28 protein-coding genes and 2 tRNA genes are annotated in these 26,827 nt (G+C 61.8%); 14 read left to right on the top strand and 16 right to left on the bottom strand.

Annotated elements, in window-relative coordinates; all coding sequences use genetic code 11:
* Positions 1–133 precede the first annotated feature (133 nt).
* On the bottom strand, positions 134–433 hold the full coding sequence (locus NKJ73_RS26760) for a DUF1236 domain-containing protein (RefSeq protein WP_352457747.1): 300 nt from the start codon (positions 431–433) through the stop codon (positions 134–136).
* A 410-nt stretch (positions 434–843) separates the two neighbouring features.
* Between NKJ73_RS26760 and NKJ73_RS26755 the strand changes: the two genes are divergently transcribed.
* The 10 genes from NKJ73_RS26755 to NKJ73_RS26710 all read left to right on the top strand — a co-directional run bounded on the left by NKJ73_RS26755 (position 844) and on the right by NKJ73_RS26710 (position 10,185).
* Entirely contained in the window at positions 844–1,035 is a 192-nt protein-coding gene (locus NKJ73_RS26755; protein ID WP_023677389.1) for a DUF3606 domain-containing protein, read from the top strand.
* Positions 1,036–1,137: 102 nt separating this feature from the next.
* A complete protein-coding gene (locus tag NKJ73_RS26750) occupies positions 1,138–1,404 on the top strand; it encodes a DUF6894 family protein (protein ID WP_156937357.1) in 267 nt (88 codons plus the stop codon).
* Between the two features lie 660 nt (positions 1,405–2,064).
* Positions 2,065–2,442 (top strand): VanZ family protein, encoded by a 378-nt coding sequence (locus NKJ73_RS26745; RefSeq protein WP_352571657.1) that lies wholly within the window; start codon positions 2,065–2,067, stop codon positions 2,440–2,442.
* A gap of 537 nt (positions 2,443–2,979) precedes the next feature.
* Positions 2,980–3,627, top strand: a complete 648-nt coding sequence (locus NKJ73_RS26740) for a GntR family transcriptional regulator (RefSeq protein WP_023677393.1) — start codon at positions 2,980–2,982, stop codon at positions 3,625–3,627.
* A gap of 85 nt (positions 3,628–3,712) precedes the next feature.
* A complete protein-coding gene (locus NKJ73_RS26735) occupies positions 3,713–4,558 on the top strand; it encodes a transporter substrate-binding domain-containing protein (RefSeq protein ID WP_023677394.1) in 846 nt (281 codons plus the stop codon).
* A gap of 85 nt (positions 4,559–4,643) precedes the next feature.
* Positions 4,644–5,357, top strand: a complete 714-nt coding sequence (locus tag NKJ73_RS26730; RefSeq protein WP_352923753.1) for an ABC transporter permease — start codon at positions 4,644–4,646, stop codon at positions 5,355–5,357.
* Positions 5,354–6,073: an ABC transporter permease gene (locus NKJ73_RS26725; protein ID WP_352457755.1), complete on the top strand. Its 720-nt coding sequence runs from the start codon at positions 5,354–5,356 to the stop codon at positions 6,071–6,073. Before NKJ73_RS26730 ends, NKJ73_RS26725 begins: the two co-directional genes overlap by 4 nt.
* A 21-nt stretch (positions 6,074–6,094) precedes the next feature.
* The gene (gene ggt, locus NKJ73_RS26720; RefSeq protein WP_352571655.1) at positions 6,095–7,687 is read left to right on the top strand and encodes a gamma-glutamyltransferase; all 1,593 of its coding nucleotides are present in this window, start codon (positions 6,095–6,097) and stop codon (positions 7,685–7,687) included.
* A gap of 910 nt (positions 7,688–8,597) precedes the next feature.
* Complete coding sequence (locus NKJ73_RS26715) at positions 8,598–9,353, top strand: AAA family ATPase (protein WP_051406149.1); 756 nt, start codon at positions 8,598–8,600, stop codon at positions 9,351–9,353.
* A gap of 217 nt (positions 9,354–9,570) precedes the next feature.
* Positions 9,571–10,185 (top strand): class I SAM-dependent DNA methyltransferase, encoded by a 615-nt coding sequence (locus NKJ73_RS26710; protein WP_245274725.1) that lies wholly within the window; start codon positions 9,571–9,573, stop codon positions 10,183–10,185.
* Between the two features lie 644 nt (positions 10,186–10,829).
* Here NKJ73_RS26710 and NKJ73_RS26705 read toward each other — a convergent pair.
* From NKJ73_RS26705 to NKJ73_RS26660, 10 genes are all read right to left on the bottom strand, one after another.
* Positions 10,830–10,905, bottom strand: a tRNA-Phe gene (locus NKJ73_RS26705).
* Between the two features lie 319 nt (positions 10,906–11,224).
* The gene (yacG, locus tag NKJ73_RS26700; RefSeq protein WP_023677402.1) at positions 11,225–11,416 is read right to left on the bottom strand and encodes a DNA gyrase inhibitor YacG; all 192 of its coding nucleotides are present in this window, start codon (positions 11,414–11,416) and stop codon (positions 11,225–11,227) included.
* On the bottom strand, positions 11,413–12,042 hold the full coding sequence (locus NKJ73_RS26695) for a Maf-like protein (protein ID WP_352457706.1): 630 nt from the start codon (positions 12,040–12,042) through the stop codon (positions 11,413–11,415). The genes yacG and NKJ73_RS26695 overlap by 4 nt, the downstream gene beginning before the upstream one ends.
* A 25-nt stretch (positions 12,043–12,067) precedes the next feature.
* The gene (gene infA, locus NKJ73_RS26690; protein WP_006200926.1) at positions 12,068–12,286 is read right to left on the bottom strand and encodes a translation initiation factor IF-1; all 219 of its coding nucleotides are present in this window, start codon (positions 12,284–12,286) and stop codon (positions 12,068–12,070) included.
* A gap of 89 nt (positions 12,287–12,375) precedes the next feature.
* On the bottom strand, positions 12,376–12,843 hold the full coding sequence (locus tag NKJ73_RS26685) for an arsenate-mycothiol transferase ArsC (RefSeq protein WP_352571660.1): 468 nt from the start codon (positions 12,841–12,843) through the stop codon (positions 12,376–12,378).
* Position 12,844: 1 nt separating this feature from the next.
* Positions 12,845–13,330 (bottom strand): UPF0262 family protein, encoded by a 486-nt coding sequence (locus tag NKJ73_RS26680; RefSeq protein ID WP_292663977.1) that lies wholly within the window; start codon positions 13,328–13,330, stop codon positions 12,845–12,847.
* 2 nt (positions 13,331–13,332) lie between these two features.
* Positions 13,333–14,625: a histidinol dehydrogenase gene (gene hisD / locus NKJ73_RS26675; RefSeq protein WP_352571654.1), complete on the bottom strand. Its 1,293-nt coding sequence runs from the start codon at positions 14,623–14,625 to the stop codon at positions 13,333–13,335.
* Between the two features lie 4 nt (positions 14,626–14,629).
* Positions 14,630–15,064: a DUF2948 family protein gene (locus NKJ73_RS26670; RefSeq protein WP_352457708.1), complete on the bottom strand. Its 435-nt coding sequence runs from the start codon at positions 15,062–15,064 to the stop codon at positions 14,630–14,632.
* Between the two features lie 300 nt (positions 15,065–15,364).
* The gene (gene murA, locus NKJ73_RS26665; RefSeq protein ID WP_023677408.1) at positions 15,365–16,657 is read right to left on the bottom strand and encodes a UDP-N-acetylglucosamine 1-carboxyvinyltransferase; all 1,293 of its coding nucleotides are present in this window, start codon (positions 16,655–16,657) and stop codon (positions 15,365–15,367) included.
* A 157-nt stretch (positions 16,658–16,814) separates the two neighbouring features.
* On the bottom strand, positions 16,815–17,027 hold the full coding sequence (locus NKJ73_RS26660; protein WP_352571653.1) for a hypothetical protein: 213 nt from the start codon (positions 17,025–17,027) through the stop codon (positions 16,815–16,817).
* A 160-nt stretch (positions 17,028–17,187) separates the two neighbouring features.
* Here NKJ73_RS26660 and NKJ73_RS26655 point away from each other — a divergent pair.
* A tRNA-Thr gene (locus tag NKJ73_RS26655) sits at positions 17,188–17,262 on the top strand.
* Positions 17,263–18,477: 1,215 nt separating this feature from the next.
* On the top strand, positions 18,478–19,029 hold the full coding sequence (locus NKJ73_RS26650; protein WP_352571652.1) for a group I truncated hemoglobin: 552 nt from the start codon (positions 18,478–18,480) through the stop codon (positions 19,027–19,029).
* Between the two features lie 99 nt (positions 19,030–19,128).
* Here the strand turns inward: NKJ73_RS26650 and NKJ73_RS26645 are convergent, their stop codons facing one another.
* The 5 genes from NKJ73_RS26645 to NKJ73_RS26625 form a co-directional block, all read right to left on the bottom strand.
* Entirely contained in the window at positions 19,129–19,722 is a 594-nt protein-coding gene (locus NKJ73_RS26645) for an SOS response-associated peptidase (RefSeq protein WP_352571651.1), read from the bottom strand.
* Between the two features lie 84 nt (positions 19,723–19,806).
* The gene (locus tag NKJ73_RS26640) at positions 19,807–20,064 is read right to left on the bottom strand and encodes a hypothetical protein (RefSeq protein WP_352571650.1); all 258 of its coding nucleotides are present in this window, start codon (positions 20,062–20,064) and stop codon (positions 19,807–19,809) included.
* Between the two features lie 265 nt (positions 20,065–20,329).
* Entirely contained in the window at positions 20,330–20,857 is a 528-nt protein-coding gene (locus tag NKJ73_RS26635) for a hypothetical protein (protein WP_352571649.1), read from the bottom strand.
* Positions 20,858–21,366: 509 nt separating this feature from the next.
* Positions 21,367–21,567 (bottom strand): CsbD family protein, encoded by a 201-nt coding sequence (locus NKJ73_RS26630; RefSeq protein ID WP_023677416.1) that lies wholly within the window; start codon positions 21,565–21,567, stop codon positions 21,367–21,369.
* A gap of 192 nt (positions 21,568–21,759) precedes the next feature.
* Positions 21,760–23,043: an ROK family transcriptional regulator gene (locus tag NKJ73_RS26625; protein WP_023677417.1), complete on the bottom strand. Its 1,284-nt coding sequence runs from the start codon at positions 23,041–23,043 to the stop codon at positions 21,760–21,762.
* A gap of 196 nt (positions 23,044–23,239) precedes the next feature.
* Between NKJ73_RS26625 and NKJ73_RS26620 the strand changes: the two genes are divergently transcribed.
* A complete protein-coding gene (locus tag NKJ73_RS26620) occupies positions 23,240–25,798 on the top strand; it encodes an ATP-binding cassette domain-containing protein (RefSeq protein WP_352571648.1) in 2,559 nt (852 codons plus the stop codon).
* A complete protein-coding gene (locus NKJ73_RS26615) occupies positions 25,795–26,784 on the top strand; it encodes an ABC transporter permease (protein ID WP_352571647.1) in 990 nt (329 codons plus the stop codon). Before NKJ73_RS26620 ends, NKJ73_RS26615 begins: the two co-directional genes overlap by 4 nt.
* Positions 26,785–26,827 lie beyond the last annotated feature (43 nt).

Below are 26,827 nucleotides of genomic sequence, written 5' to 3'. Positions count from 1 at the left end.
CACCTCACACCCTCCCACTCCTCTGTGTGGGGGGGGGTGGGGGTGGGTTTTTGTATAAAACACCCCCCCAACCCCCCCCCGCCCCCCGCCAACCACCGCCCGGGGGCGGGCGACTACTGCCCGAGCTTTCACGTCACTCGATGATCTTGACGATCTTGCGCGTGCCTGGGTCGACCACGACGGTGCGGTTGTCGACGATGACATAGCGGTATTTGACGCTGGGGACTTCATGAAGCTCGACGGTATCGGGAAGCGTTGAGCCGATATTGAGCTCCACCCCAGGGATTTTCACCGAGGCCAGCGGCTGCTTCTTCACATACTCCTTGATGACCGTTTCCTGCTGCGGTTCGATGACAACGTCTTGCGCCGCAGCGGCGCCGATGCCTGCCAGCAGCAGAAATCCCGCCACCGCGGTGGAAAGATGCATTCTCATGGTCGTCTCCTTTGCGAACTCGGTCCGCTCTTCGCGCCAAGGCTCATTCGAACGGAAGGCAGCTGAAAACGTTCCGTCGACGGGCTTCGGTCCCGCCCGGCAGGGACCAACCGACGTGTTGCCGCAGGACCTAAGTCTGATCCTTGCGCGCAAAGGGCGGGTTTGCCGCGTGACCCGGAACCGCCGCGGCACCTAGCCGTTGCTGGCTGCACGTGCCGGGAGGATTCTTTGGAAAATATCGATGGCGGCTCGCACCGATCCTGGCTGTTTCCATTTCGATCGAATACAGCATCTGCGCAGCCTTGTCCCTTCCTGCGCCGATAGGGTTCGCGCGTCACTTTGGTGGCGGGCGAACCCTCGATTGCAGCGTGCGTCAGTCCAAAGTTGGCCCTGAGGCGAGGAGAACAGAAATGGCCGACGACAAGACCAAGCGAGACTTCAGCGACCGCAATCGCGTTTCGGCGGATGAATATTATGAGGTCGAACATTTCGCGCGGGAAAATGGTGTTTCGCCCAGCCAGGTGAGCAAGTTGATCAAAAGGACCGGCGGCGACCGGATGATCCTCTCGCAGGCGGTGAAGGCATTGCGCGAGCGCAAGTGAGCTGGCGGCGAAGCCAACGGTGGAGAGGCGCTGATCGCGATCGGCCGAGATCCGGCCAGCAATCGACAACGTGCTCGGATGCCGCCGCTTCGGCCAAGCGCAATGCCCCGCTACTTCTTCGATTCCGATGAAGACGGAATCGTCTATTCCGACGATCAGGGAACGTTATATGACGATCTCCCGCTGCTCAGGAAAGAAGCCCTTCGCACATTGGCCGAGATGGCCAGGGATGGCCTTCCTCATCGCAGGATTGCAGTCAAGGTCCGGGACGACCGTGGCGGTCTGGTCCTTGAAGTGGCTTTGACCTTTGCCGTTGAAACGCGGCACTTCGACGAGCGGATTTTCCAGATCGACTTGCGCACGAACTGACGGCTCGATCATCATCGCGCCGACCATCATCAGATTTCTGGTGCAGCGGCATCTTCCCCTGGCGCGGAACATTAGAAGTCTCTAATTGTTATCTTAAGCAGCGGGAACCTCCCAGGATTCTGCTGCAGATCGGGTGCAACCCGGTCGGCCCGCGCCCTCCGCCAGAGGCGCGGGCTTCGTTTGTTTAGCCGATGCGCAACGCCATGCGGCGGCAGCATATTGGAGACCTGCGGGAGCACTAGTAACATCAGTCGCTACCGCGGCGCCCTGGCGCCCAGGCAACGGAGCCCGTCGTCCGACAGGGCGGCGGGCTTTTTTGACGCGGGTCGGTCATCACGCAATCGATGGAATTCTGGCCGGCGCTGATTCGTGTGGCATGGGGTAAGGTGCCCTGACGCAGCGCCGGCCAAGCGGAAATCAGGTCCGCCGCAGCCAGATAGTAGCCGCGTTGGCGCAGCAGGTAATTGCGTGATCGCGGAAGCCGCACCATTGCAGAGCCCTCCCCAGCAGTTCGGCCTGCCCAGCGGCTGACCCGAGGCATTCATTCATTCTGACGATGCACCGGACGCCCCGACGGCGGAAATTGGACGCCGCGCTCGCTCGCGACTATGGCGGCCGGCGGTATTCCCTGCAGATTTCGGACGAAAGGCCATTCTACCCTTGTTGCGCCTGGATTCTTATCAGATCGTGGCAAGGATTGCCTTTCCGGCCGCGTTTGCCGGCGTTCTGCTGTTCGCCCTTCTGCCGGAGCGGCTCTTGCAGGGTCTTGGCCTGGCTTTCACGTTTGATCACGACAAGCTCAATCACGCCGCCGCCTTCGTCGTCCTGGCGGCTCTCGGAAGTCTCGGCTGGCCGGAACGCAAGGCGAAGCTGATCGTACTCCTCGTTCTCACGGGTGCGGCGATCGAGGGGCTTCAGGCCGTGCAACTGATAGGGCGCGACCCGGATTTATTCGACTGGGTGGCCGACTGCGCGGGAATCGCGTGCGGACTGATGGTTGCAGGCTGGACAAAGCGGCTCGCCGGCGGATTGCCATAGCTCGAAAGCGCATAACGGAATCGGCGCGCCCATGCCCCAATAAGGGGAAAATGGCCGGCGCCACTTGGGGGGCGCGTTGGGGTAAGTTGCCTGATGGGGCGCCGGCCAGGCGGAAAAATTACGTCCGCCGCAAAGTAACATAGCAGGAACGGCAATGCGCGGCAGTAGCGTGATCGCGGAAGGTCCGCGCTCGCGCCTCCGGTGCGGTGACCCGTTTTGGGTCAACAATTCTGGCACCTGAATTGCACTGTAGGCAATGCCGGGGAATCCCGGCAATCGTCCCCGAATATGGGGCCTCGCCGCTTCGCAAATGGAGCGGCGGGCCTTTTTGCCGGATGTTGAAAAGTAGGCCGATCAGCGGCTTAGCCGATCACAGTGTGCTTAGCCCGATTTCCCCTACCAAGTGCTTATTCTCACAAGAGAAATTCCAAAGCGCCCAAGCATCGGTGCTTGACACAGGTTTCGAGAACTGGATAAGTGGATACACAGATACGCTCTGATCGGACCCAAGACATGGCAGCTGACGCAATCGAGCCGTTGGGCATCACGACCGCCGAGGAGGAAGCTTATCGCCACATTCAGCGGGCCCTGAGGATGGGGCGTTATCGGGCCGGGGACCGGCTGATCCCGGAAGAGATCGCGACGGAAATCGGCATGAGCCGCATGCCGGTTCGCGAAGCATTCCGCCAACTGGCCGCGGAAGGTCTTGTGCTCATTCGCCCGAACCGTGGCTGCATCGTCGCCGGGCTTACCCTCGATGAGATCTACGAAACATTTGAAATACGCTCGGTGCTCGAAGGGCTGGCGGTGAGGCTTGCCATGCCGCACATCGATGTCGAAGTGCTTGAAGAACTGGAACGCCAGCTCGACCGGATGGAGCGCGCCAGCCAGACCGGCAGCAGCGACTGGGTCGTGCGCCATCAGGCCTTCCATTTGCAGATTTGCCAATTGAGCAACCGGCCCAAGCTGGTCCGGCAGATCGCCAGCCTGCACGTCGTGATCGAGCCCTACCTGCGCATCTGGTTCGACTATGTCGACAAGCCCGCCAGCGCGCGTGCCGAGCACGAGATCCTGATCGACGTGCTGCGGTCAGGTGATGCCGGCAAGGCTGAGATCGTCATGCGGGATCATATCGTCGAGACGGCGCCGCTTCTGGCCAACTTCGCAAGTCCCGGCCGCCGCTAGGGAATACCATCTAACTCGTTGAAGCCGGAAGATAATCCGGCACGACGAAAGGGAACTGCCATACCGGCAAAAAGAGGAGAATGATATGAAAATTAGCCGCATCGCAGCCATTGCGTCGGTCCTGTTCGGCCTGGTCCAGGCCGCCGTTGCACAAGAAACACCAAAGGCAATTACCATTGCCACCGAAGGAGCCTACGCGCCCTGGAATTTCACAACAGCCGACGGCAAGCTGGACGGCTTCGAAGTCGATCTCGCCAATGATCTGTGCGGGCGAATGAAGATCGAGTGCAAGATCGTCGCACAGGACTGGGACGGCATGATCCCCGCGCTGACCGTCGGCAAGTTCGACGTGATCATGGCGAGCATGTTCATCACTGAAAAACGTCTGAAGATCATTGAGTTTACCCAGCCATATGCGGTGGATCCCTCAGGTTTCGCGGTCGCCAAGGATAGCGAACTGGGCAAGCTCGGCATTTCCAACGAGCGGTTCAAGCTGGAGAATGAAGCCTCTGCGCAGGCGGCAATCGACAAGCTCAAGCCATTGCTGAAGGGAAAGATCATTGGAGTTCAGGCTGCAACGGCGAACCTGGAATTTGTGAAAAAATACTTCTCGGACGTCGCCGAGATTCGCGAATATAAGACCACCGAGCAACACGATCTCGATCTCGCCGCGGGTCGCATCGACGCGCTCTTCGCGCAACAGACAGCGCTGGCCGCCACGCTGAGCAAGCCGGAGTTCAGCGACTATACGCTTGCAGGACCAGGATTTGTCGGGGGTCTCTTCGGTCTTGGCTCCGGGGCCGGTATCCGCAAAGAGGACACCAAGCTGAAAGACATGCTCAACGGCGCCATCGACGCCGCGACCGCCGACGGCACGATCAAAACCCTGTCACTTAAATGGCTCAAGAGCGACGTCACTCCAGTCAAGTAAGCGCTTGCCGGCGAACGGCCATTCCTGACCACGTTCCGGAGCTGAGCCGTTCGTCCTGCCGGGGGTATCAATGCCGGGGGTATCAATGGTTGACGCATTCCGGCTGCTTGGTTTCCAGCACGGAGGTTGGGGGGCTGCTCTTCTCATGGCGGCCTCGGTCACAGTGCTCCTGTCTGTGCTGGGCTTTGCGCTTGGCGCTGTCTTTGGCGGGCTGGCAGCGGCCGGGCGTCTCCGCAACTCCAAGGTATTGAGGTTCTTGGCCCTTGGCTATTGCACGGTTTTCAGGGGCGTGCCCGACCTTCTGACCATTTATCTGCTTTACTACGGAGGAAGCGTCGCCCTGACCTCGCTTGGTCATAGCCTGGGCGGGTCCGGATTCGTCGGCGTTCCGGCCTTTGCCACTGGAACCTTGGCTATCGCGATCATCTCGGGCGCCTATCAAGCCGAGGTCTATCGAGGGGCTTACCTCGCCATCGACCAGGGACAGCACGATGCCGCTTGCGCGCTTGGTCTCAACCGGCTGCAGCGACTGCGACAGGTTATTTTTCCCCAGCTCCTGAGATACGCGCTGCCAGGTCTCGGCAATGTGTGGCAGTTGGTTCTGAAGGACTCGTCGCTGATATCGGTAATCGGCCTCGTTGAACTGATGCGCCAGGCGCAGATCGCTGCAGGTTCGACCCGTGAACCGTTCATCTTCTACATTGCTGCAGCCTTGCTCTATCTGGCTATCGCTTCCGTCACGGGCCACACCTTTTACCGTCTGGAACGGAAGGCGCCGTGGCGCGTCCGGTCGGCATGATAGATTTCAGTTTTTTCCTCGAAATCCTGCCGAAGCTACTCGCCGGCCTGCCGCTCACGATGGAACTGGCCCTGACTTCCATCGTTGCCGGCTTCGTTCTTGCCGTCACATTGGCGCTTGCCCAGCAATCGGAATCGCCCTTCGTCGTCTTGCCGATCCGCGGCTTCGTTGCCGTGTTCAGGGGCACGCCTCTGCTGGTGCAGATTTTTCTGACCTATTATGGCCTTGGTCAGTTCCGGCACCAACTGTCGGCAATTGGATTATGGGCCGTTTTCCGCGAACCCTACTGGTGCGCAATCATCGCGCTGACACTCAACACCACCGCCTATGGCAGCGAAATCCTCCGCGGCGCGATTCAATCGGTGCCACGCGGCCTTGTCGAGGCGGCCCGGTCTGTCGGCCTGTCCACCTATTTGACCTATCGGCACGTTATCCTGCCGCTGGCCTTTCGCCAGGCGCTGCCGAGTTACGGCAATGAAATCATCCTGATGATCAAGGGCACGTCTCTGGCTTCCATCGTGACCTTGATGGAGGTGACTGGAATTGCCCAGGGATTGATCTCCCAGACCTACCGCGCCTTTGAAGTCTTCATCTGCGCGGGCGCCATTTATCTCACTTTGAACTTCGCGATCATCCGTGCCTTGGCGGCACTCGAATACTGGATGTCGCGGCATCTGCGGCACCGCCCCTCGACGATGAGCGACGCCGCCTCTTGAGCACTATCAGAAGGGCATAGCATGCGAAATTTTGAGAAACCAACGCGCTCGGTCGTCGTTTCACGCGAGGCCATGGCCGCCACCTCTCATCCGTCGGCGACCCTCACGGCGGTGGAGATCATGGCGGCCGGCGGCAACGCCATGGATGCCGCCATCGCAGCCTGCGCGGTGCAATGTGTCGTCGAGCCAGCCTCGACCGGCATTGGAGGCGACTGCTTCGCTCTTCTGTCGCGAAACGGATCCGGCGAGGTCATCGCCTACAACGGATCGGGCAGGACACCCGCCGCCCTCACAATTGACTGGTTCCTCGAACGTGGCATGGCGGAGGTGGCCCGCAATTCTCCTGGCTCCGTCACCATCCCGGGAGCCATCGATTCCTGGACCAGATTGCACGCTGATCATGGACATATGCCCTTCGATCAAATCCTGGCCCCCGCTATACGTTTCGCCGAGGAAGGCTACGCCATTTCACCGCGGGTCCATCGTGACTGGGCGTTGGAAGAAGAACTTCTGGCCTCCGATGTAGCCGCGAAACGGATTTTCCTGCCAAACGGCCGCGCGCCAGGCGTTGGCGAAGTGCATCGCCAGCCTGAGTTGGCTGCAACGCTGCGGCTGATCGCCAAGAAGGGACGAGAGGCCTTCTACACTGGCCCTGTGGCCGGAGACATGGTCGCCTATCTTCGAGGGCTCGGCGGATTGCACACACTCGAAGATTTCGCCTCGGCAACAGGCGAATACGTGATCCCGATCAGCACCGCGTTTCGAGGCTGCGATGTGTTCGAATGTCCGCCCAATGGCCAGGGTGTGATCGCGCTGCTCATTCTAAATATCCTCTCGCGCTTCGAAGCGCACGGCGACCCGCAATCCGCGGACCGGCTTCACCTGGAAATCGAAGCGACACGCCTCGCTTACGCCGCGCGTGACCTGCTCGTCGCCGATCCTGATGCGTCCGAGGTCCCGGTGGCCGACATGTTGTCGAATGCCTGGGCCGATCGTCTGGCCGGCATGATTGACCTAAAGCGCGCCCGCGCGGACCTGCCGGCGTTCGATATGCCGCTGCACAGCGACACGGCCTATATTTCCGTTGTCGATAAGGATCGCAATGCGGTCAGTTTCATCAACTCGGTCTTCGACAGCTTTGGCTCGGGCCTGGTCTCGCCACGCTCCGGTGTCGTCTTGCACAATCGCGGGCAAAGCTTTTCGCTTGACCCCAAGCACCCCAATGCAGTGGCGCCGAACAAGCGACCTTTGCATACCATCATACCCGGGATGCTTGCGAGAGACGGCCGGGCAGAAATGCCTTTCGGCGTTATGGGTGGCTACTACCAGGCAATGGGCCACGCGCACCTGCTGACGAAGGTGCTCGACTTCGGGATGGATCTGCAGGAGGCGATTGATCTGCCGCGGGTCGCCCCCGTCAGCGGCACCATGAACGTCCAGGCCGAACACGGGCTCGCTGGCGAAACCGTAGCTGAACTTAGCCGACGCGGTTTCGAAATCATTCCCGCCACGGACCCGATCGGCGGTGCGCAGGCCATTCGCATCGATTGGGCAAACGGGACCCTGCTGGGCGGTTCTGAACCGCGCAAGGACGGCTGCGCCCTCGGTCTGTAGACCGGTTATGGCCAGAGTGGGATCCAAGATGCCGAAGATGCTCTTCATCGACATTTGGCCGGCGAGCAGGAGCCGCTGGCGCCATGGTCCAGATAATTCTTGCACGCCATCGACAATCCGATCGGCGCGAGGTTGTCACCCATGTCTTAGGTACAAACTGTTACCCATCTCCGGGCCGTACAGGGAAAAATGGTGCCCAGAGGCGGATTCGAACCACCGACATGCGAATTTTCAGTCCGCTGTCGGTGATTGATATTGTTCAGATTTTAGGTCGAATGTCGCGTTTGTGTCGCGTCAAGCCAAAAGCGCCCGCTCGGCCTGAACTCGTTGCCTTGTTCAGCGCCCAAACACGCGTGCCGTGGTGCCGACAGTCATTCAGATGGATGATGGTATGGTTCGGCACTCCTAGTAAGCTCCGATCACCAGGCAATTTAGAGACTTTCTGAGGTCCATGTTCCTATGGGCGCAAGCGGCGCGACGACGGAGGTGTTGGCGCAGGCGGCGGGGTCGGCGTCGTCGAGGCTCGCACGCCTGGAAGCCACAACGACCGACGTCGACCAACGGGCAACCGTGGGGCACGCGCTCGATCAGGAGATGGCACGGGCGACGAGCCAGTTCGACAGCGACAGGCGTGTCAACCAGCCGCAAGCGCAGGCGATCGAGAAGCAATTGCAAGTTCCCAAGTCAACCGGCAACGCTGTCGCGGCTCAACAGGCGGGACTGCACGCCATGGAAAGGCAGTTCCCGCCGCATCGCATCTCCTCCAAATCTTTTTGCGGCGTCAGCAGGATGCCAGCGAGCGGGGTCAACTCGGCCAGGCGGATGCCAGAGTGTTTACGCTCGCCACACCGCCGGAGCGGGCGAGCTCGCTTCATCCGATCTTTCTGTTTCCTGTTCGGGAGGTCCCTACATGATTATCGAGTTGTTCGGTCCGCCTGGTGCAGGCAAGACGACCCTTCTCCGCGCCCTTTGCCGTGAGCTGGCGAAACGCGACATCCGTGTGAAGACAGTCAATGGCTATCGCCGGATTGATTTTGTGTCTTTCGGCAGCGAAGTCGATTCGGTCGAGGATGAAGGCCCGGAGACACGCCATGGCATCCAGCGTCTGGTGCACAAGCTCGCCACCGCGAGTCCGGTCTTGTTCTCGACCCCGCCGAGCGAGGGGGCCGCTGCGCGGCTTTTGGCATCGATCCCTCCAAAAAGTCGAATATGGGCGTTGCGTCTGAAGATCGACGTCGTTTTGCTCTTCGAAGCCTGGAATACGGCGCAGGCCTCAGAAGGGTACTTCATTTTCGAAGAGGGCATCGTTCAGGCGTTGTGTGCGCTCGTCCTGTTGGCACGAAATCCAAGTATCGACATGGTTCGTAATTGCATGACGTTCCTGCCGCGACCGGATCTCCTCATTCAAGTCGACGCGCCCGGGGAAACGCTGCGCCACCGCCTCATTGAGCGGTATGCGCGGCAGCCGTACCTCGAGCGCCTTCTCGAAGTCGGAGTGGTCAGGGGCCTGAAGCAAGCGGATATCGCGAGGGAGATCGGCCAATGCCTGCAAGACAAATGGCCGCTGATGCGTGTCGACGGCCTCGACCCACGCAATTTCGAACAGGTCGTCGCGCGCATCGTGGGGCACGGATTGCCCGCGACGGCATGCGTCGGGCCAGACTAGAGGCGCGAGTTGCATGGTGCTCACGGTGAGATCGTTCGTTGGCATTCGCAGATTTCTACGGGCGCAGCGGCGACCGTTAGGCAGCGTCCATGAGAACCGTGCACCCGCTCGTCGGGATTACCGAGCAAGCCACCAGACGGATGGGTACGGTGCCCATTACTCCGACACGTTCCGGTCCGGCTACTATGCAGCTCTGTGGTCGGGTATCGAAAAGCCCTTGGTCGAACGTACTCTCCTGCCTGTCGGCGGGCCGAACCGGAAATGCCTGGACTTCGCATGCGGCACAGGCCGCATAGCAAATATCGCAGCTCAATTTTTTGGTGAAGTCGTCGGCGTTGACATCTCCCAATCTATGCTGGCTAGCGCACGGGTTCCGAAGAACGTGAAATTGGTCCGCGCTGATATTACGCTCTCTCCGCTCGCCGAAAGGTTCGACGTGGTCACGGCATTCAGATTCTTCCTCAATGCTGAAGATGAGCTCAGGAAGGATGCACTGTCGGCCATCAGCGCGCATTTGAACGAAGGTGGATTGCTAATCTCGAATATCCACATGAATGCGACCTCGCCAATAGGGCTGGTCTGCCGCATTCTGAACCGTTATGCAGGAGGGACAGTCCGCCACACTTTGAGCATTAAAGGATACGAGCAGACGCTCATTGCAAACGGCTTTATTGTCGAGCGGATAGTTGGGTACGGTTTTTTGCCGCGACCCGGGAAATTGCTGCCAAGACTCTGCGAAATATTGATCGTGCCGTTTGAAAGGATCTGCGCAAGTGCCAGGATTCCGGCGGAGCTTGCGCAGAATTTCCTGGTGGTTGCCAGAAAGCGGTAAAGCCGGCGGGCACATGAAATTTGAAACCGAGCATTTGCCATGAGGCTGGTCTTTGTTGAAGCTATTGGCAGGAAAGTATCGAGTGTCGTTTTTGGCTGCGCTTCGCTTGGCTCAATCAGACAAAGCGCTGCTCGCCTCTGCTCATCAGTGCGTTTGGCGACGGCGCTCGCCGGTGACCAACGATGCACTTGCCCTTTTGAGGCAGGACGATCGCAAGCATCCCGACGTCGCGAGGTACTTTCGTAGGTTGGGGGATTCCGGCAACGTAACGCGGGTTCGCGCCGTAATTTCCAGACGTCTTGAGGTTCAAGTATCTCCCTGCCGATTGCGGGACGCGAATTCCTCGTAATGCCTGCGTATGAACTCCGGTTTGGCCCGATGCCGCACCTGCCGGCCTGTAAGCCTCTCGCAGACAGTGCCCACGCATCTCGAACCATAAAGACGCATGAGAGAACGTCTGAAAGCGGCTACGGCGCGCTTTACGCGTGCCCATGTCGCGTTCATGTCGCGTGGAGTTGCCTACAGTCGCAGGAAACCCTTGAAAATCAACGGTAACAGTTCGCAACACGGCGCGACATGAAATGCCGTAAGTCGCCAAGTTGGCGACACCGCAAGCCATTGAGTGATTTTATATGAGGAAGTAGTGGTGCCCAGAGGCGGATTCGAACCACCGACACGCGGATTTTCAGTCCGCTGCTCTACCAACTGAGCTATCTGGGCCTGCTCCGGCGGGCGGCAATCTGCACACCGGGTTCATGAAAGCGCCGTCGGCACCCCTTGAAAGCGCGTGGGTTATAGCACGGGAATTCGGCCTGTCCAGCGCTTAGAGCATGATCCCGAAAAGTGGAATCCGGTTTTCGGAAAAGATTATGCTCAAACAAAACGCCAGAACCTGTTCCGTCCGACAGTGCCCGGATGGAACAAGTTCTGGACATTGATTTCAGGCGCGAAACGACAGGCAGTCCGCAAGGCCGATCATCGGTCACGATCGCGGCTGCGAAACCGTCCCAAGCCTGTGGAAAACCGCAGGTGGACGGCGCTATTTCTGGTCGTCGTTCTCGTCCTCGTCGTCGCGTCCCGGGATGACGTAGACCCCCTTCAGCCAGCGGTTGAGGTCGATGTCCTTGCAGCGCGTCGAGCAGAACGGGTAGGTTTCGCGCGCCGATGGCTTGCCGCATTCGGGGCAGGGCCGCTTGGGCCGCAATGGCGTGACCTTGTCGTCCGGGCTCATATCCGCGCACCCGACAGCCAGTTGGCGTGCACCTTAAACCCTTCGCCGCTCAAAAGCGCTACCGTCTCGTAGAGCGGCAGGCCGACGACGTTGGTGTAGGAGCCGACAAGCTTGACGACGAAGGCGCCGGCGAGCCCCTGGACGCCATAGCCGCCGGCCTTGCCGCGCCATTCTCCCGATGCGATGTAGGCCTCGATCTCCTCGCGCGGCAGCCGCTTGAAACGCACCCTGGTCTCGACCAGCCGCAAGCGCTGCTTGCCGCCCGGCGTGATCAGGCAGATGCCGGAATAGACCCGGTGCGAACGGCCGGACAAAAGCCCGAGGCAGTTGGCGGCGTCGTCGAGCGTCTCGGCCTTGGGCAGGATGCGCCGCCCGACGGCAACCACCGTGTCGGCGGCCAGCACGAAGCTCGGCAGGTAGTCGGCTTCGGTCTTCAGCGAAGCCAGCGCCTTCTCGGCCTTTTGTGTTGCCAGGCGCTTGGCCAGCGAGCGCGGGTGTTCGGCGCGCAGCGGCGTCTCGTCGACATCGGCCGGCAGCACACGGTCCGGCTCGATGCCGGCCTGCTGCAGCAGCTCGATCCGGCGCGGCGAACCCGAGGCAAGCACGAGCTTCTGCAAAATGCCCATCGCGATCCCGGCCGGGTTCTTGAACTTACTTGAAGCGGTAGGTGATGCGGCCCTTGGTCAGGTCGTAGGGCGTCATCTCGACCAGGACCTTGTCGCCGGTCAAAACGCGGATGCGGTTCTTGCGCATGCGGCCGGCCGTATGGGCGATGATTTCATGTTCGTTTTCGAGCTTGACCCTGAACATCGCGTTGGGCAGCAGTTCCGTCACGACACCCGGAAACTCGAGGACTTCTTCCTTCGGCATTCGATACCTTTGCTTGGATGGGTACTTCCAGCGCCCCGGCCGGAAAGTTGCGCGGAACCTATATGATAAACGTCCGCTTGTGAACATGCTTAATCCGCGGCGTTTTCAGCCCCGGTGCCGAGAAAACGGCGGCCGATCCGCGCCTTCAGCCGCTCGCGCACGTCGCGGTAGGCGGCCATGATCTGCTCGCGCGTGCCGCTGACGCCGGTCGGGTCGGGCATAGGCCAATACTCGACCTCGACGGCCAGCGAGCGGGTGAGCTCGAGCGCGGTGTGGTGGGCTTCCGGCGCCAGCGTCACGATCAGGTCGAAATAATCATCCTCGAGGTCGTCCATCGTTCTCGGGTGCCGTTCGCCGAGCGACAGCCCTTCTTCGGCCAGCACGGCATCGACGAACGGATCGCGTTCGCCGCCGCGCACCCCGGCCGAGGCGACGAAGGTGGTGGGCGGAAGCACCTTGCGCGCCAGCAATTCGGCCATCGGCGAGCGCACGGCGTTCATGCCGCAGACAAACAGGATCGAGCGGGGCAGGATCGGGCGGGGCAGCGGGGCGGCCAGTTCAGCCTCGCCAGTGCAGCACGCAAACCAGCGTGAACAGCCGGCGCGCCGTGTCGAAGTCAATCTCGATCTTGCCGGCAAGCCGGTCCATCAGCGTCTGCGAGCCTTCATTGTGCAGGCCGCGCCGGCCCATGTCGATCGCCTCGATGTGGCTGGGTGTCGCGGTGCGGATGGCATCGTAATAGCTTTCGCAGATCATGTAGTAATCCTTGACGATGCGCCGAAGCGGCGTCAGCGACAGGATGTGGGTGACCACGGCTGCGCCGTCCTCGCGCGCCACCGCAAACACCAGCCGGGATTCGGCCAGCGACAGTTTCAGCCGGTACGGGCCGGCGCCGTCGTCATTGACCGGCTGGAAGCGGTTCTCCTCGATCAGGTCGAAGATCGCCACCGCCCGCTCATGCTCGACATCGGGCGTCGAGCGGCCGATCGTCTCGTCGAGCTCGACATCGATCAGCCTGGCGCGGGTTTGGTCGTAGTCGGACATTTCTACATGTTCAGCCGAATGCCGACGGAGCGTCCATGTGCATCGAGCCCTTCCGCCTTGGCGAGCGTGATCGCCGCCGGCGCCAGCGCCCGCAACTGCTCCGGCCCGAGCTTCAGGACCGAGGTGCGCTTGACGAAATCGAGCACCGAAAGCCCGGACGAAAAGCGCGCCGAGCGCGCCGTCGGCAGCACGTGGTTGGAGCCGGCGACATAGTCGCCGATGGCTTCCGGCGTGTGGCGGCCGAGAAACACCGCACCGGCATTGCGCATTCGCGCCAGGAAGGCCTCTGGGTCGTCGATGGCAAGCTCGACATGTTCGGCCGCGATGCGGTCGACCAGCGGCAGTGCTGCCTCGATCGTCGGCACCAGGACTATGGCGCCAAAATCGCGCCAGCTCGCCGCCGCCGTTTCTCCGCGCGGCAGGTTCTGCAACTGCCGCTCCACCGCCTGTTCGACCGCCGCGCCAAAGGCAGTGTCGTCGGTGATCAGGATCGACTGCGCCGACACATCGTGTTCGGCCTGGGCGAGCAGGTCGGCGGCGATCCAGTCCGGATCGTTGCTGCCGTCGGCGACGACCAGCACTTCCGACGGCCCGGCGATCATGTCGATGCCCACCGTGCCGAACACCTGGCGCTTGGCCGCAGCGACATAGGCATTGCCGGGGCCGACGATCTTGGCGACGGGCTTTATCGTCTCGGTGCCATAGGCAAGGGCCGCGATCGCCTGGGCGCCACCAACGCGGTAGATTTCGGAGACACCGGCAAGGTCGGCTGCCACCAGCACCAGCGGCGGCACCTCGCCGCCGGAGGCCGGCACCACTATGGCGATGCGCTCGACGCCGGCGACCTTGGCCGGTACCGCGTTCATCAGCACCGAGCTCGGATACCTCGCCGTGCCGCCCGGCACGTAGAGCCCGACGGCCTCGATTGCCGTCCAGCGCGAGCCGAGCTCGACGCCGGCGGCATCGGTGTAGCGGTCGTCCTGCGGCAGCTGCCGCTGGTGGTGGGAGCGGATGCGCTCGCGCGCGAATTTCAGCGCCTCGACCGTCTGCGGATCGGCGGCCTCATAAGCCTTGGCAATGTCGTCCCTGGAGACGGCGATGCCGAGCCTGGCCAGGTCACCGCCGCCGAATTTCTGCGTGTACCCGACCAGCGCCGCGTCGCCCTCGGCACGCACCTTGGCGATGATCTCGCGCACCACGGCGTCGACATCGGCCGAGACTTCCCGCTTGGTCAGCAGGAACGCGGCAAAGCGCTGCTCGAAATCGGCGTCGGACTGGCGAAGCGTGATGGCCATCGGCTCAAACCCTGTGGACCGGGCGCGACGTCGCTTCCCAGGCGCCGCCGACATCGGCAAGCCGTGCCTCGATGCATTCGACATCGAGCATGATCGCGCCGCCGCCCGAAAAGATCAGCTCGACGATGCCGGCCGGCTTGTCGAGCGCGAGAAAGCTGATCGCCAGCAGCGACAGCACTTCGTCCGGCTTGTCGCGGGCAATGCCGCTGGTCTTGGCGCCGAGCACCCGGTCGAAATGCAGCACGGCCTGCCGCCGCTCATTGTGCTGGCGCAAGAAGCCGGATTTCGCCTCCCACACGAAGCGGTTCATGGTCAGCACGAAGCGCTTTACAGAAGGCAGGTATTCGAGATCGCTGACCTTCATGACGGCATCCTGGACATGCGCCGAGATGATGCTCAGATCCTGATCGTCGAGCGCGACAAGCTTGAGGCCATTCATGCGGAATTCGCACCTGCGAGTTGATTATTCGACCTTCTGTTAGGCGGTCTTTCCGGCTCGTGCAACCGCGCCGGAGGTCTTGGCCAGGCAATCGCTCCGGTCGGCGCCGCCCCTCATCCTCCTGCCGGGACCTTCTCCCGTATAGGGACGGGTGTAGGGGCTGGCCGCAACCTCGGCACCCTCTCCGCAACGCCGGAGATTGGCGAAATCCTTCGCGAGGCGGTCCTACTCCCCGTCCCTATACGGCGAGAAGATGCCGGCAGGCAGGTGAGGGGCAGCGCCGACCTGAGCCTGCTATCATTACCCCGAAATGCGCTCGATTTCCGCGCCGCAGCCGGACAGCTTTTCCTCCAGCCGCTCGAAGCCGCGGTCGAGATGATAGACGCGGTTGACCGTGGTTTCGCCTTCGGCAGCAAGGCCGGCAATGACCAGCGACACCGAGGCCCGAAGATCGGTCGCCATGACTGGCGCGCCCTTCAGCTTCGCTACGCCGTCGACAATCGCCGTCTGGCCGGACAGCGTGATGTGGGCGCCGAGCCGGGCGAGTTCCTGGACGTGCATGAAGCGGTTTTCGAAGATCGTCTCGGTGATGCGCGACTTGCCCTTGGCCATCGTCATCAGGCCCATGAACTGCGCCTGCAGATCGGTCGGGAAAGCCGGGAAGGGCGCCGTCGTCACGTCGACCGGCGAAATGCCGGCGCCGTTGCGCCTGACGCGGATGCCGGAATTGGTCTGCGTGATCTCGGCGCCGGTCTGTGAAATGATGTCGAGCGCCGTCTGCAACAGGTCGGGCCGCGCGCCTTCCAGCACGACGTCGCCGCCGGTCATCGCCACCGCCATCGCATAGGTGCCGGTCTCGATGCGGTCGGGGATCACCCTGACGCGGGCACCCGACAGCGCCTCGACGCCGTCGATGGTGATGGTCGCCGTGCCGGCGCCCGAGATCTTCGCGCCCATGGCGTTGAGGCATTCGGCGAGGTTGACGATCTCCGGCTCGCGGGCGGCGTTTTCGAGCACCGTCTCGCCCTTGGCCAGCGAGGCCGCCATCATCAGCACATGGGTGGCGCCGACCGAAACTTTCGGGAACACATAACGGTTGCCGACAAGCCGGCCGTTCCTGGTCTTGGCGATGACGTAGCCGGTGTCGACATCGATATCGGCGCCCAGCGCCTGCAGGCCTTCGAGGAACAGGTCGACAGGCCGTGTGCCGATGGCGCAGCCGCCGGGCAGCGACACCTTGGCTTCGCCCATGCGGGCCAGCAGCGGGCCGATCACCCAGAACGAGGCCCGCATCTTCGACACCAGCTCGTAAGGCGCCGTCGTGTCGACGATGTTGCGGGCGGAGAAAGTGATGGTGCGCGAATAGCCTTCCTGCTGCTTTTCGCGGCGGCCATTGACCGAATAGTCGACGCCGTGATTGCCGAGGATGCGGATCAGCTGCTCGACATCGGCCAGATGCGGCACGTTTTCCAGCGTCAGCGTGTCATCGGTCAAAAGCGCGGCGATCATCAGCGGCAGCGCAGCGTTTTTCGCGCCCGAGATCGGAATGCTTCCGGCAAGCTTGTTGCCGCCGACAATTCTGATGCGATCCATGAAGAGCGTCCCCTCGGCGCCAAGGCCGGTTTAAATCGGTTGAGTCTGTTGCGGCCATCTAGACCATTGGCCGGCTTGGTTCAAGAAACAGGCTACTCCCCACTTTGGCCCACGCCGACTTGGCCAAAGTACCGGCGACCAACATAGCCGATTCGCGTTAATCTTTTTTCATCGCCGCCTGCAGCCCCTCCGGCCGCTCGTCGGCCTCGCCAGCGCGCCGCTTGTCGGCGTCGCCGGTCCTTCGTGAGCGCGATTGCGCCTTGCGCTTCTGCAGGTTGGCGCGCAACTGCTCGGCCAGCCGGTCCTTGCGGCCCGTTCCGGCCTTTTTCGGTGGGTCATCCTTTTTTGGTGAAAGCGTCTTGTCGTTCATCGTCCCGTCTCCGGCCGGCGACCCGCCAGCGTGCTATCAAGGGATAGCCAACATTGTGGCACGGCCATGTCCGGAACAATCGCCGGTGCGGCCTTTCAACCCGTCTTTGTCTTGGCCTTGCGCTTGCCGGTTCGATATGGCAGAAGCCCCGCCATCGGCGGCTGCGGTAGCTCAGTGGTAGAGCACTCCCTTGGTAAGGGAGAGGTCGAGAGTTCAATCCTCTCTCGCAGCACCAGATTGTTTTCGCTGGCGCATCTTCCAAGGCCTCTTTGACCTGCTCGATGATGATTGTGCGCGGTTGGCGAGGTTGCCGAAAAATATGGCGCCCCGCGATCTGCCGAGTGCCACGCGCACAAGCTCGTCGAAACAGTGGTCTTGCACGCTCACCTCCCGGCGCTCGCACGAGCCATGATGCGCGGGGAAAGCGTTCCAGTCTGCCCTGCTGCAGGCTGCTTAACAAAGCTTGCAGCCGGGAACAATCGCTCAATGACTCGCGTTTCTTGCGAAGACCCGCTTCTTTTGCACGGGCAGCGGCCTCGAAGGCTCGCAAATGTCGCGCCGGCGTTTCAATCGCACTCGCCTCAGCCCTCACGATTTGGCTATTTGTGAACGCGTGTTTGATCAGGTTTGCGCAGATGAGCACATTGACCCTCTAAGCCTGGATGCCGAAGCCTTAGCGGTGATGATTGTCGCAATCTTCCGAAACGTGACTACCAATGAGCGCGAACTGCTGGAGGAAGTTAGGTCTCTTCGTCGCTCAAAAGGCGCAGAGAAGGCGCACTAGCTAGGCGGCGTTCCGAGGCGAATTGTTCTAGTCCCGCATTGGCACAATCGGATTGGCATCTGAATTGCCCATTGATGATCGCCAGAGTGTAGCCACCGAGCTTGCGAAGGGGATAGAAATGGGTTTGGCCGAAGACTTATCTGATGTCGCGCTCACATTCGAATGTCCGGATTGCTCACACCCGGCGGTAAGAAAGGGCTCCGCACTAAGAACAATCGCGCACTTCAGATGCGACGGGTGCAACGCCAAGGTGCGGATGACCTATCCGCAGAAGCTCGCGATCTTCGAAAAGCACAAGCTATTGGCCGCAAGCAGCCGGCAAAGCCGCGGGAAGCGATTATACGCCCCCTACCGGGGCTGATTGCCGCCGACAACACGACACAGAAGGAAAAAAATGCCCGAGGTCAGGGGCACAGATGCGGCCGAAGTGGCTTCGCGACCTCTGCCGCGTGCAGCGACGCCTGCTAAGCCTTCCTCATCCGCGCGGCCTTCGCCCCTTTTGACGCATGTTGACCATGACAATGCGCCCAATCGGACTAATTCGGGCGAACGGCTCGTTAGTTCGTTAGACGGTGCTAAAATACGGCAAAGTGTCCGAATGTCATCTCATGAAGCCCGCCAGACAGGCTGCGGCTCGCTCTGGCCTAACCGCGAAGGGAACCAGGAATGAAAACGGCTGTTTCGACCTCTTTGACAAGACGAAGTGTTGTCGCCGCGCTGGCGCTGACCGCGGCATCGACGGCGGTATTGCCTACCGACAACACGCTCGCCCAGGCCAAGAAAACCACAGCTGAGAAAAGTCTGTATGAGCGGCTGGGCGGCGTGTTTGCCATCGCAGCGGTGATCGATCACTTCAGCGACGCCGTCGTGAAGAACCCGATCGTCGGCAAGAAATCCAAGAATCCGCAGCTGCGCAAATGGCACACCAAGAACCTGGAAAGGTTGCCCGGCCTCAAGTTCATGCGCACGCTGTGGGTCTGCGACGTTTCTGGCGGGCCCTTCAAGTTCGTCGCCACCAAGCCCGGCACGACGCCGCTCGGTCTCGAGGAGGCGCATCGCGACCTGCGGATTTCCCCCGCGGAATTCGATGAGGTCGCAGCCGAACTCGGGCGGACCTTGGATCATTTCAAAATTCCGAAGCCTGAGAAAACCGAAGTCCTGGAAGCTTTCGCCGCCCACAAAGACGAGGTCACCGCCGGCTACGTCAAACCGGGCTGAAGCGCTTATATCGCGCGGGCATTCGTTCTCAGCATGGCGCGCATCGCCGTGACGATGCGGCGCGGCCGTAGCTCAGCGCGCGCAGTCTTCCGATGGATCCTACTCGGAACCTGCGCGAACTGTTTCCGCGCTGAGCGACCCTTCCGGCAGTGGCAGCATGAGTTCAGCCTCGGACCTCGTGAGATGGATCCAGGCCGCCCAGTCCGATGGCCGCAGCACAACCACTTGCCGATTGTGATATGGCGCGACGTCCGGCCCCGGATCGGTCGTCAGCATCGTGAACGTCGGCGGCTTGTTGCCGACACCCTCGCGCCACAGCCCGGCAATCGCCATGAACGAATGGCCATTCAGCGAGAACCTGTGCTTGGTCTTTGGATATTTCGTTCCCGTGAATTCGAAGAATGCCGACGCCGGAACGAGACAGCGCTTGCTGTTGCCGAACTGCCGGCCCTCCGAGCGAAAGTTGAATACAGGTCCGCCTTTTGGCCCGGCCGGGGGAAAGCCGAATGTCATCGACGCCAGTTCGATTGCGTCGCCGGCGGCGCGCATTACAGGCGCGGGGTCGTTGATGTGGATGTCATCCGCCTGCGGCAGATCCAGTTCGGTTTGATGGCTGGGGATTTTGAGCGCCAGCGATTCCATCATCCGGCAGTATTCGGCCCAGGCGATGTGCTGCTCGTAGTCATTGCACATGGAAAGGCTCCGTACGCTCGACCGAGATCAGTTCAACAAAGCGTTTATCGGTGGGCGCCGATTGCTGGCGGGTTTGATATAAGCCTATTTGGGCCGGCGTGCGGCAGCGATGGCCTGCAACAGATTGATGCTGTTCACGTCGGGTTCGCTGGATGCGGCAACGGCAAGTGCGGCGGCTTCGGCTATTTTCGCGACGTCGTCGCTGCTGATCGTTCCACGCTTTTCCAGCAGATTTACGAGTTCGACAACGAGAAGAAAGGCGTTCACACCATATCGTTCGGCTTTGAGCTCGAACTCGCCTCGAGCCAATCTCTCCGCGTCTCCTTCAGCCCGTTTGTCCACGTTGGCGTCCTCTCCTATGGCTACAAGCTATTAACGCTTAGCACGAATGGTTTAATCCTTCGAACTGGCCACAACCTTCGCCAATTGCCGGGCATAGTGTCGCCGGTGGCAAGGGCATGGGTTCAGCCAAGGATGAGACCAACCAACAGAACGGTAAGAATAAAGGACAACACGACGGCAAGTAGCCCGCATGCTTCCAAAGTGTTGGTTTGCCAAGCTTTCGTCGGGCGCCTCCGGTTTGAATTCCCGTTTCGCGAAACAAACTTCATCGGGCACCAGATCGGACGCGGAGCCGGCTTGAATTTGGCAAAGCGCTCCTCTTCATCGGCCCGGAAGGCATCTCCGCGAAACTCCGGAGCACCGTATGCGCGGCGCCGGCCTGCCTTTCATCGACGCGAGCCATCACCAGTACGACACCTTCTGCGATCTTCGGCTTGCGCGGCTTCTGGGCGAAATTGGCGAAAGTTCCGAGAAGCACGCCGGCAAAGCCGCCCCACGCCGCACCGACCAGGGCCATGCCGGTCATCCCCGCAGGATCAAGGCCTTGAACTCCAAAAGCGCTGAAACCGGCCAACAGACCAGCCGTGGCGCCAAGTGCGGCACCAGCAACCGCACCCCGCCAGAGAGCGCTCATCTCATCGTCGTAATATCCAGCAACGCTGATCGGTTCATCATTGTCATTGTAAGATCCGACGACGCTGATCTGGCGGCGACGAATCCCGGCAGCCTGAAGCCTGGCAACGGCACGTGCTGCCTGGGCATGGGAATTGAACAGTCTGCTGATCGTTTGCATTTACGCCCAGGCCCGTCGCCCGTTCGGAGCGTCGGGCCTCGCCTCCCTGGCTTGAACTCTTCCGCCCGGACGCATCTTCGTCGCGCCAAAGCTCACCACAACGTGAGCCAGCCGGCTACGTTCCTCAGCCGGGGCTTCGGTCCAACCCCAGAGCGTCTTGCTTGGGACCTAAGTCTGACCAGCTTGGGCGTGCTGAGGCCATGCCGAGCGGGGACGGTCGCCGACTCGAAGAGAGGGTTCAGATGCTATCGCAGACCCAAAAAGCTCAAAATGGCTATTACGATCACGATCGCGCCGACCAGCCAGATAATGTTGTTCATGATTGCACTCCTTGGATCCGGGCTGGGCGCACGCCGGGGCGAAGCCCGCCACGCAAGTGGAACATCAGATATGGCTAAAGGTTCCTCGCCGGCCTCGCTGTCGAAAGAGCCCACCGCACCAGTCGGCACGGCGGGCGACGCAGAGTTTCACCCCGGTGGTGGGGCAGCAAACGGCGTTGCGCCCAAGGCTCAGCTGATGCTTCGGGACCAGTCATCTACCTGGCGCTCTGCCTCTTCCTTGGCGATGCCATATCGCTCCTGGATACGTCCCAAAAGCTGGTCTCGGTTGCCCTCGATGCGATCAAGATCATCGTCGGTGAGGTCACCCCACTGCTCTTTCGCCTTGCCCTTGAACTGCGTCCATTTTCCCTTGATTTGATCCCAGTTCATATGTTCCTCCTTGCTTCCTGGGCCCGCGCTGAAGCGGAGCGCGGACCGATCGGCATTTCAATGTTGGTGACGAATGAAGATTAGCAGCCGCTAAAAGTTCCGGTGCCGGCGCAAAAAGCCCGCCGTGCCCGTGCCTGACTGCGAGCTGATGTTGATGATGTCCGGAGCTTGATGCTCTTTCGCGGCACTATCTTATGCCGTTGAAGGCGCTGAGCTTCTTGCTGGTTGGCCTTGGCTGGCAAGCCTCGAAAGGCTACCCGGCAGCATTGTTCTGTCCTTGCCGATCATGAGCACGCCGCTGTCGGGCGCCAACAGTGCCGAGAACGGCAGCATCGCCGCGCCGATCGGCGAGGCCTCGGGGCCGAATTGTCCCGAGACGATTTCCGGCGCCACGATGCCGATGGCGCTGATCCTGTTGAACTGGGTCTGCACCTTTGCCAGCAGCTCGAGATGAATCGGCCGCGGCAGGATGCTGTCGAGAACGATCGCCTCGATGTCGATGACGGAGGTGATGGCGATGATCGCCTCGACCAGCGCATTGGCGCAATCGTCGATCCATTCGGACAGCGGTTCGCGCGCCCCTGGCGGCAAGGGGTCGAGTTCGCGCACGCGGTTGATCTCGATGCCGCGCGATTTGAGATGATTGACCAGCACATAGATCGAAGCGCGATGCAGCAGGCTCTGGTAGCGCGCCGGCTTGGCCGCCACCGAATCGAGGCTTGAAGGCGAGACCGGCAAAGGACCGAGCGCGGCGCTGTTGCCGTGCGGCCCGGTATGGACCTTGCCGCCTTGCACCAGTCCGCCGCCGACAAAGGTGTCGATCGAGATATGCATGAAGTCGCGGAACCGTGCGCCGGTCCCCTGGATGAGTTCGGCGAGTGCGGCCGATGATGCGTCGTTTTCCACGAAGACCGGGGTCTTCGGCTTTGTGGCGAAGAACGTCGTCAGATCGATTGCTTCCCAGCGGCTGCCGAGATCGTCGGGAAAGCCGAGCTCTTCGCTCCAGCCGCCGAGGAAATATGGCGAGGCGATGCCGACGCCGACGATGCTGGCATCGCCAAGCCCCTCGACCAGCTTGTCGAAATTGGCCAGCGACATGTTGCCGGCCTTGAGCACCATGTCGGGATCCGGAAAGCGATATTCGTGCGACTCGCGCGAGCGGACCTCGCCGGCAAAGTCGACGAGCACGGCTTCCAGCGCGCGCCGGCCGATCTTGATGCCGACGCTGTAGATACGCTCAGGTGCAAGTCGGTAGAGAGTGGATGGCGATCCGCGTTGCCCGAACCTTTTCCCCACTTGCTTTACGAATCCGGACGATTCCAGCCCGTCGACAATGGTGGCGACCGCGGCCGGCGTCAGATTTGCGGCGCGCGCCAGATCGGACTTGGATGCCTCCTTCAGGCGGCGAATGGCATCAAGCACGAAGCGCTCGTTATAATGCCGAACCTTGACCGAATTGCTGCCTTTTCCGGACAAAACCGGCGCCTCCCCATTCATTCCCGCAGAGCCACTCCAGCCGCTTGCAGCTTTGAGGCTGCCGCGGGGTCGAGCACTCCAATCGCACCCGTGCGCGACGCGACAGTGCCCTTCGCGGCCATGGAAGTCAATTTTCCAGTTGCGGCATTCGGCCATTTAATATAGCAAATTGAAAAAACAGGACCAGGGAGGAAAGGTGCTGCACTTGGGCGCATTAGGCGAAGCCGACGCCATGGTGAAGAGCGACGCGGCTGTCCCCGTTGCCCTGGTTCAGGCGACAAAAGCCTTCGGCGGCACGATTGCCCTCAAGGACGCGTCCTTCGAATTGCGCTCAGGCGAGGTGCTGGCTCTGCTTGGCGAAAACGGCGCCGGCAAGAGCACCTGCGTAAAGCTGCTGGCCGGCGTGTATCTCCCGACCGGCGGCCATGTCGAAGTCGATGGCAAGCCTGTGGTCTTCCATTCGCCGCACGACGCCCAGGCTGCCGGCATCTCGGTCATGCACCAGCACCCCGGTCTTTTCCCTGATCTTTCGGTGGCGGAGAACATCTATCTCGGCCATATGCCGCGCGACCGCTTCGGCGGCATCGACAACGCCGCCATGCTTGCCGGCGCGCGCAGGGTGCTGGCGACAGCCGGCCTCGACGTGCCGGCCGAAACCCGGCTCGGAACGTTGCGCACCTCCGAACAGCAACTGGTCGAGATCGCCCGCGCCCTGTCGCTCGACGCGCGGGTGCTGATCATGGACGAGCCGACGGCCGCCCTGTCGCAGCGCGAGGTCGAGCGGCTGTTCACCGTCGTCGCCGACCTGCGGCTGCACGGCGTGGCGATGATGTTCGTCGGCCACCGCATGGACGAGATCTTCCGCATCGCCGACCGCATCGCGGTGCTGCGCGACGGGCGTCTCATCGGTGTCAAGCCGAGGGCCGAGCTTGGCCGCGCCGCCGCCATCGGCATGATGGTCGGCCGCGAGGTCACCGACCTCTATCCGCAACGAAGCCACGCCACCGGCGCACTGGTGCTGGAGGCGAGGGGGCTTTCGCACGCCGGTGGCTTTTCCAATATCGACCTCAAGCTCCATGCCGGCGAGGTGCTCGGGCTCGGCGGCCTGGTCGGCAGCGGGCGGACCGAGATCGCGCGCGTGCTGTTCGGAATCGACCAGCCCGATGCCGGCGAAATCCTGATCGACGGCGAAGCTGTGCGCTTCGCGTCGGCACGCGACGCCATGGATGCGCGTATCGCCTATGTCTCTGAAGACCGCATGGGCCAGAGCCTGGTGATGGATTTTTCCATCCTCGACAACGCGGTGCTGCCAGTCCTCGACAAGGCAGCCCGCTCCGGCTTCTACGGCACGAACCGCGCGATCAATCTGGTTTCGGACTGGCTGAAGCGCATGAAGCTTCGCTTTTCCGGCTATGCGCAGCCGGTAAAGGAACTGTCCGGCGGCAACCAGCAGAAGGTAGTGTTGGCCAAATGGCTGCGCAGCGAACCGCGCGTCCTCATCCTCGACGAGCCGACGCAAGGCATCGACGTCGGCACCAAGGCGGAAGTGCATGCGATGATCGCCGACCTTGCCGCCCAGGGCATGGCAATCATCCTGATCTCCTCCGAAATGCCCGAGCTCATCGGCATGTGCGACCGCATCATCGTCCTGCGCGAAGGCCATCGGACGGCCGAATTTGCCAGGGGCGAAGCCACTCAGGAAAAGGTGCTGGAAGCAGCGACCAAGGCCGGCGAAAGCGCCGATGCGGCGGCACAGGCCACCGGCGAGGAGAAGAGAAGAGGACCGCTCGACATACTGAAGCGGCGGGAGTTCGGTCTGCTCGCCGCGATGCTGGCGGTCGCCATCCCGGTCACCGTCATCAACCCGCGCATGGTGAGCGCCGCAAACCTGACCGCCGTGTCGATGGATGCCGCCTTGCTCGTCGTTGCAGCACTCGCGCAGATGCTGGTGCTGATCACCCGCAACATCGACCTTTCGATCGCTGCGGTGATCGGCCTGTCGGCTTACATGGCGGCCAGCATGGTCCAGGCCTATCCAGGGCTCGACATCGGCATTGGCCTGATAACCGCATGCGCCGTCGGTGGCGTCGCCGGCCTGATCAACGGCCTCGTCGTCACCAGGGGAAAGATCCCGGCGATCGTCGTCACGCTGGCCTCGATGTCGATCTTCCGCGGCTTCAACTCGATCTGGGCAGCCGGTGACCAGATCAGCGCCGACGAAGTCACGCAAGCCTGGCTCGACATGACCGGCCTGAAGATCGCCGGCGTGCCGCTGATCGTCGTCATCGCGATCGTCATCCTGTGCCTGGGTTATGTGCTGCTCTATCGCACGGCCATCGGGCGCGAACTGTTCGCCGCCGGCTCCAATCCCGACGGCGCGCGTCTTATCGGCATCCCCGTCGACCGCCGCATTCTGTTGGCCTTTGGCATGGCCGGCCTGCTCGGCGGCCTGTGCGGCGCGCTGTGGGCATCGCGCTATGCGACCATCGATGCACGCGTCGCGCTCGGTTTCGAACTCACCGTGATCGCGTCGGCGGTGGTCGGCGGCGTCGCCATCCGCGGTGGTTCGGGCACGCTGCTCGGTATCATCCTCGGCGCGCTCACGCTGCTCGTCATCAAGAACGGGCTGACGCTGGTGCGCGTCGACCCGCTGTGGCTGCAGGGCGTCTACGGCCTCGTGATCCTGGTCGCCATCGGCATCGACACCTTCATCGTGCGGCGGGCCGAGCAGGCAAGACAGGCGAGGGCGCGGTGAAAAAGTTCCTCCGTTCGATCGACTTCTGGGATCTGCTGCTGGCGACCTCTTGCGTGGCCATCTTCCTCTATGCCGCGATCTTCGTGCCGAATTTCGTTTCCGGCTTCAATCTCTCGCAACTGGCCGCCAGCGCCTCGGAAAAGGCATTGCTGATCCTGCCGATGACGCTGCTCATCATCACCCGCGAGATCGACCTGTCGATCGCCTCGGTGCTGGCGCTGACGTCCGTCGTCTTTGGCTTGCTGGTCCAGGCCGGTGTGCCGACATTTGCCGCAATCCCGCTGACGCTCGTCATCGGCGGCCTGCTCGGCGCCTTCAACGGCTATCTGGTCTCGGGCCTTGGACTGCAGTCGTTGGTTGTGACGCTCGGCACCATGGCGCTCTATCGAGGCATTGGCTACATCCTGCTCGGCACCGGCTCGGTCAACATCCTGCCGCCCGCGGTCGTCGATTTCGGCATCAACAACCTGCCTGGCACCGAGATACCGTGGACCATCGTGCCCTTCCTGGTGCTGGCGCCGGTGTTTGCGGTCGTGCTGCAGAAGACGCCGACCGGCAAGCGCATCTACGCGCTCGGCGGCAGCCCCGAAGTGGCGCGCTATTCCGGCATAAACACGCGCCGGATGGTGCTGAACCTGTTCGTCGTCTCGGGCGTCGTCGCGGCGATAGCCGGCATCGTCTATACCGCGCGCCTTTCCAACGCCCGCGCCAACAATGCGCTCGGCATGGAGCTCGACGTCATCACCATCGTGCTGCTCGGCGGCGTCAGCGTCTTTGGCGGCAAGGGCCGCCTGACCGGCGTCATGCTGGCACTGGTCCTGATCGCCATCATCCGCAACGTGCTGGCGCTGAACCAGATCGGTGGCGACGCGCAGGGCATGATCATCGGCCTGCTTCTGATCGGCTCGCTGCTGGTCGGCAATTACTGGCGCTCCACACAGGAGATGCTCAGCAGATCCCGCGCAATGCGCGAGACAAAGGGGTGATCTCGGGCCCCTTCCTTCAAGCCCGAATTTTGACGGAGGAGTC

Origin of the sequence: Mesorhizobium sp. M0074, assembly GCF_040322975.1 — a bacterium.
Taxonomy (GTDB): Bacteria; Pseudomonadota; Alphaproteobacteria; order Rhizobiales; family Rhizobiaceae; genus Mesorhizobium.
Note: the sequence above shows the minus strand (reverse complement) of the source record. Positions and strands in the feature narration are given on the sequence as shown.

Excerpts from the sequence above, each read along its gene's own strand:
- NKJ73_RS26760 (WP_352457747.1), bottom strand. The coding sequence starts at position 433 with ATGAGAATGCATCTTTCCACCGCGGTGGCGGGATTTCTGCTGCTGGCA.
- NKJ73_RS26755 (WP_023677389.1), top strand. The coding sequence starts at position 844 with ATGGCCGACGACAAGACCAAGCGAGACTTCAGCGACCGCAATCGCGTT.
- NKJ73_RS26750 (WP_156937357.1), top strand. The coding sequence starts at position 1,138 with ATGCCCCGCTACTTCTTCGATTCCGATGAAGACGGAATCGTCTATTCC.
- NKJ73_RS26735 (WP_023677394.1), top strand. The coding sequence starts at position 3,713 with ATGAAAATTAGCCGCATCGCAGCCATTGCGTCGGTCCTGTTCGGCCTG.
- NKJ73_RS26730 (WP_352923753.1), top strand. The coding sequence starts at position 4,644 with ATGGTTGACGCATTCCGGCTGCTTGGTTTCCAGCACGGAGGTTGGGGG.
- NKJ73_RS26725 (WP_352457755.1), top strand. The coding sequence starts at position 5,354 with ATGATAGATTTCAGTTTTTTCCTCGAAATCCTGCCGAAGCTACTCGCC.
- ggt (WP_352571655.1), top strand. The coding sequence starts at position 6,095 with ATGCGAAATTTTGAGAAACCAACGCGCTCGGTCGTCGTTTCACGCGAG.
- NKJ73_RS26715 (WP_051406149.1), top strand. The coding sequence starts at position 8,598 with ATGATTATCGAGTTGTTCGGTCCGCCTGGTGCAGGCAAGACGACCCTT.
- yacG (WP_023677402.1), bottom strand. The coding sequence starts at position 11,416 with ATGAGCCCGGACGACAAGGTCACGCCATTGCGGCCCAAGCGGCCCTGC.
- NKJ73_RS26695 (WP_352457706.1), bottom strand. The coding sequence starts at position 12,042 with ATGGGCATTTTGCAGAAGCTCGTGCTTGCCTCGGGTTCGCCGCGCCGG.
- infA (WP_006200926.1), bottom strand. The coding sequence starts at position 12,286 with ATGCCGAAGGAAGAAGTCCTCGAGTTTCCGGGTGTCGTGACGGAACTG.
- NKJ73_RS26680 (WP_292663977.1), bottom strand. The coding sequence starts at position 13,330 with ATGTCCGACTACGACCAAACCCGCGCCAGGCTGATCGATGTCGAGCTC.
- hisD (WP_352571654.1), bottom strand. The coding sequence starts at position 14,625 with ATGGCCATCACGCTTCGCCAGTCCGACGCCGATTTCGAGCAGCGCTTT.
- NKJ73_RS26670 (WP_352457708.1), bottom strand. The coding sequence starts at position 15,064 with ATGAATGGCCTCAAGCTTGTCGCGCTCGACGATCAGGATCTGAGCATC.
- murA (WP_023677408.1), bottom strand. The coding sequence starts at position 16,657 with ATGGATCGCATCAGAATTGTCGGCGGCAACAAGCTTGCCGGAAGCATT.
- NKJ73_RS26660 (WP_352571653.1), bottom strand. The coding sequence starts at position 17,027 with ATGAACGACAAGACGCTTTCACCAAAAAAGGATGACCCACCGAAAAAG.
- NKJ73_RS26650 (WP_352571652.1), top strand. The coding sequence starts at position 18,478 with ATGAAAACGGCTGTTTCGACCTCTTTGACAAGACGAAGTGTTGTCGCC.
- NKJ73_RS26645 (WP_352571651.1), bottom strand. The coding sequence starts at position 19,722 with ATGTGCAATGACTACGAGCAGCACATCGCCTGGGCCGAATACTGCCGG.
- NKJ73_RS26635 (WP_352571649.1), bottom strand. The coding sequence starts at position 20,857 with ATGCAAACGATCAGCAGACTGTTCAATTCCCATGCCCAGGCAGCACGT.
- NKJ73_RS26630 (WP_023677416.1), bottom strand. The coding sequence starts at position 21,567 with ATGAACTGGGATCAAATCAAGGGAAAATGGACGCAGTTCAAGGGCAAG.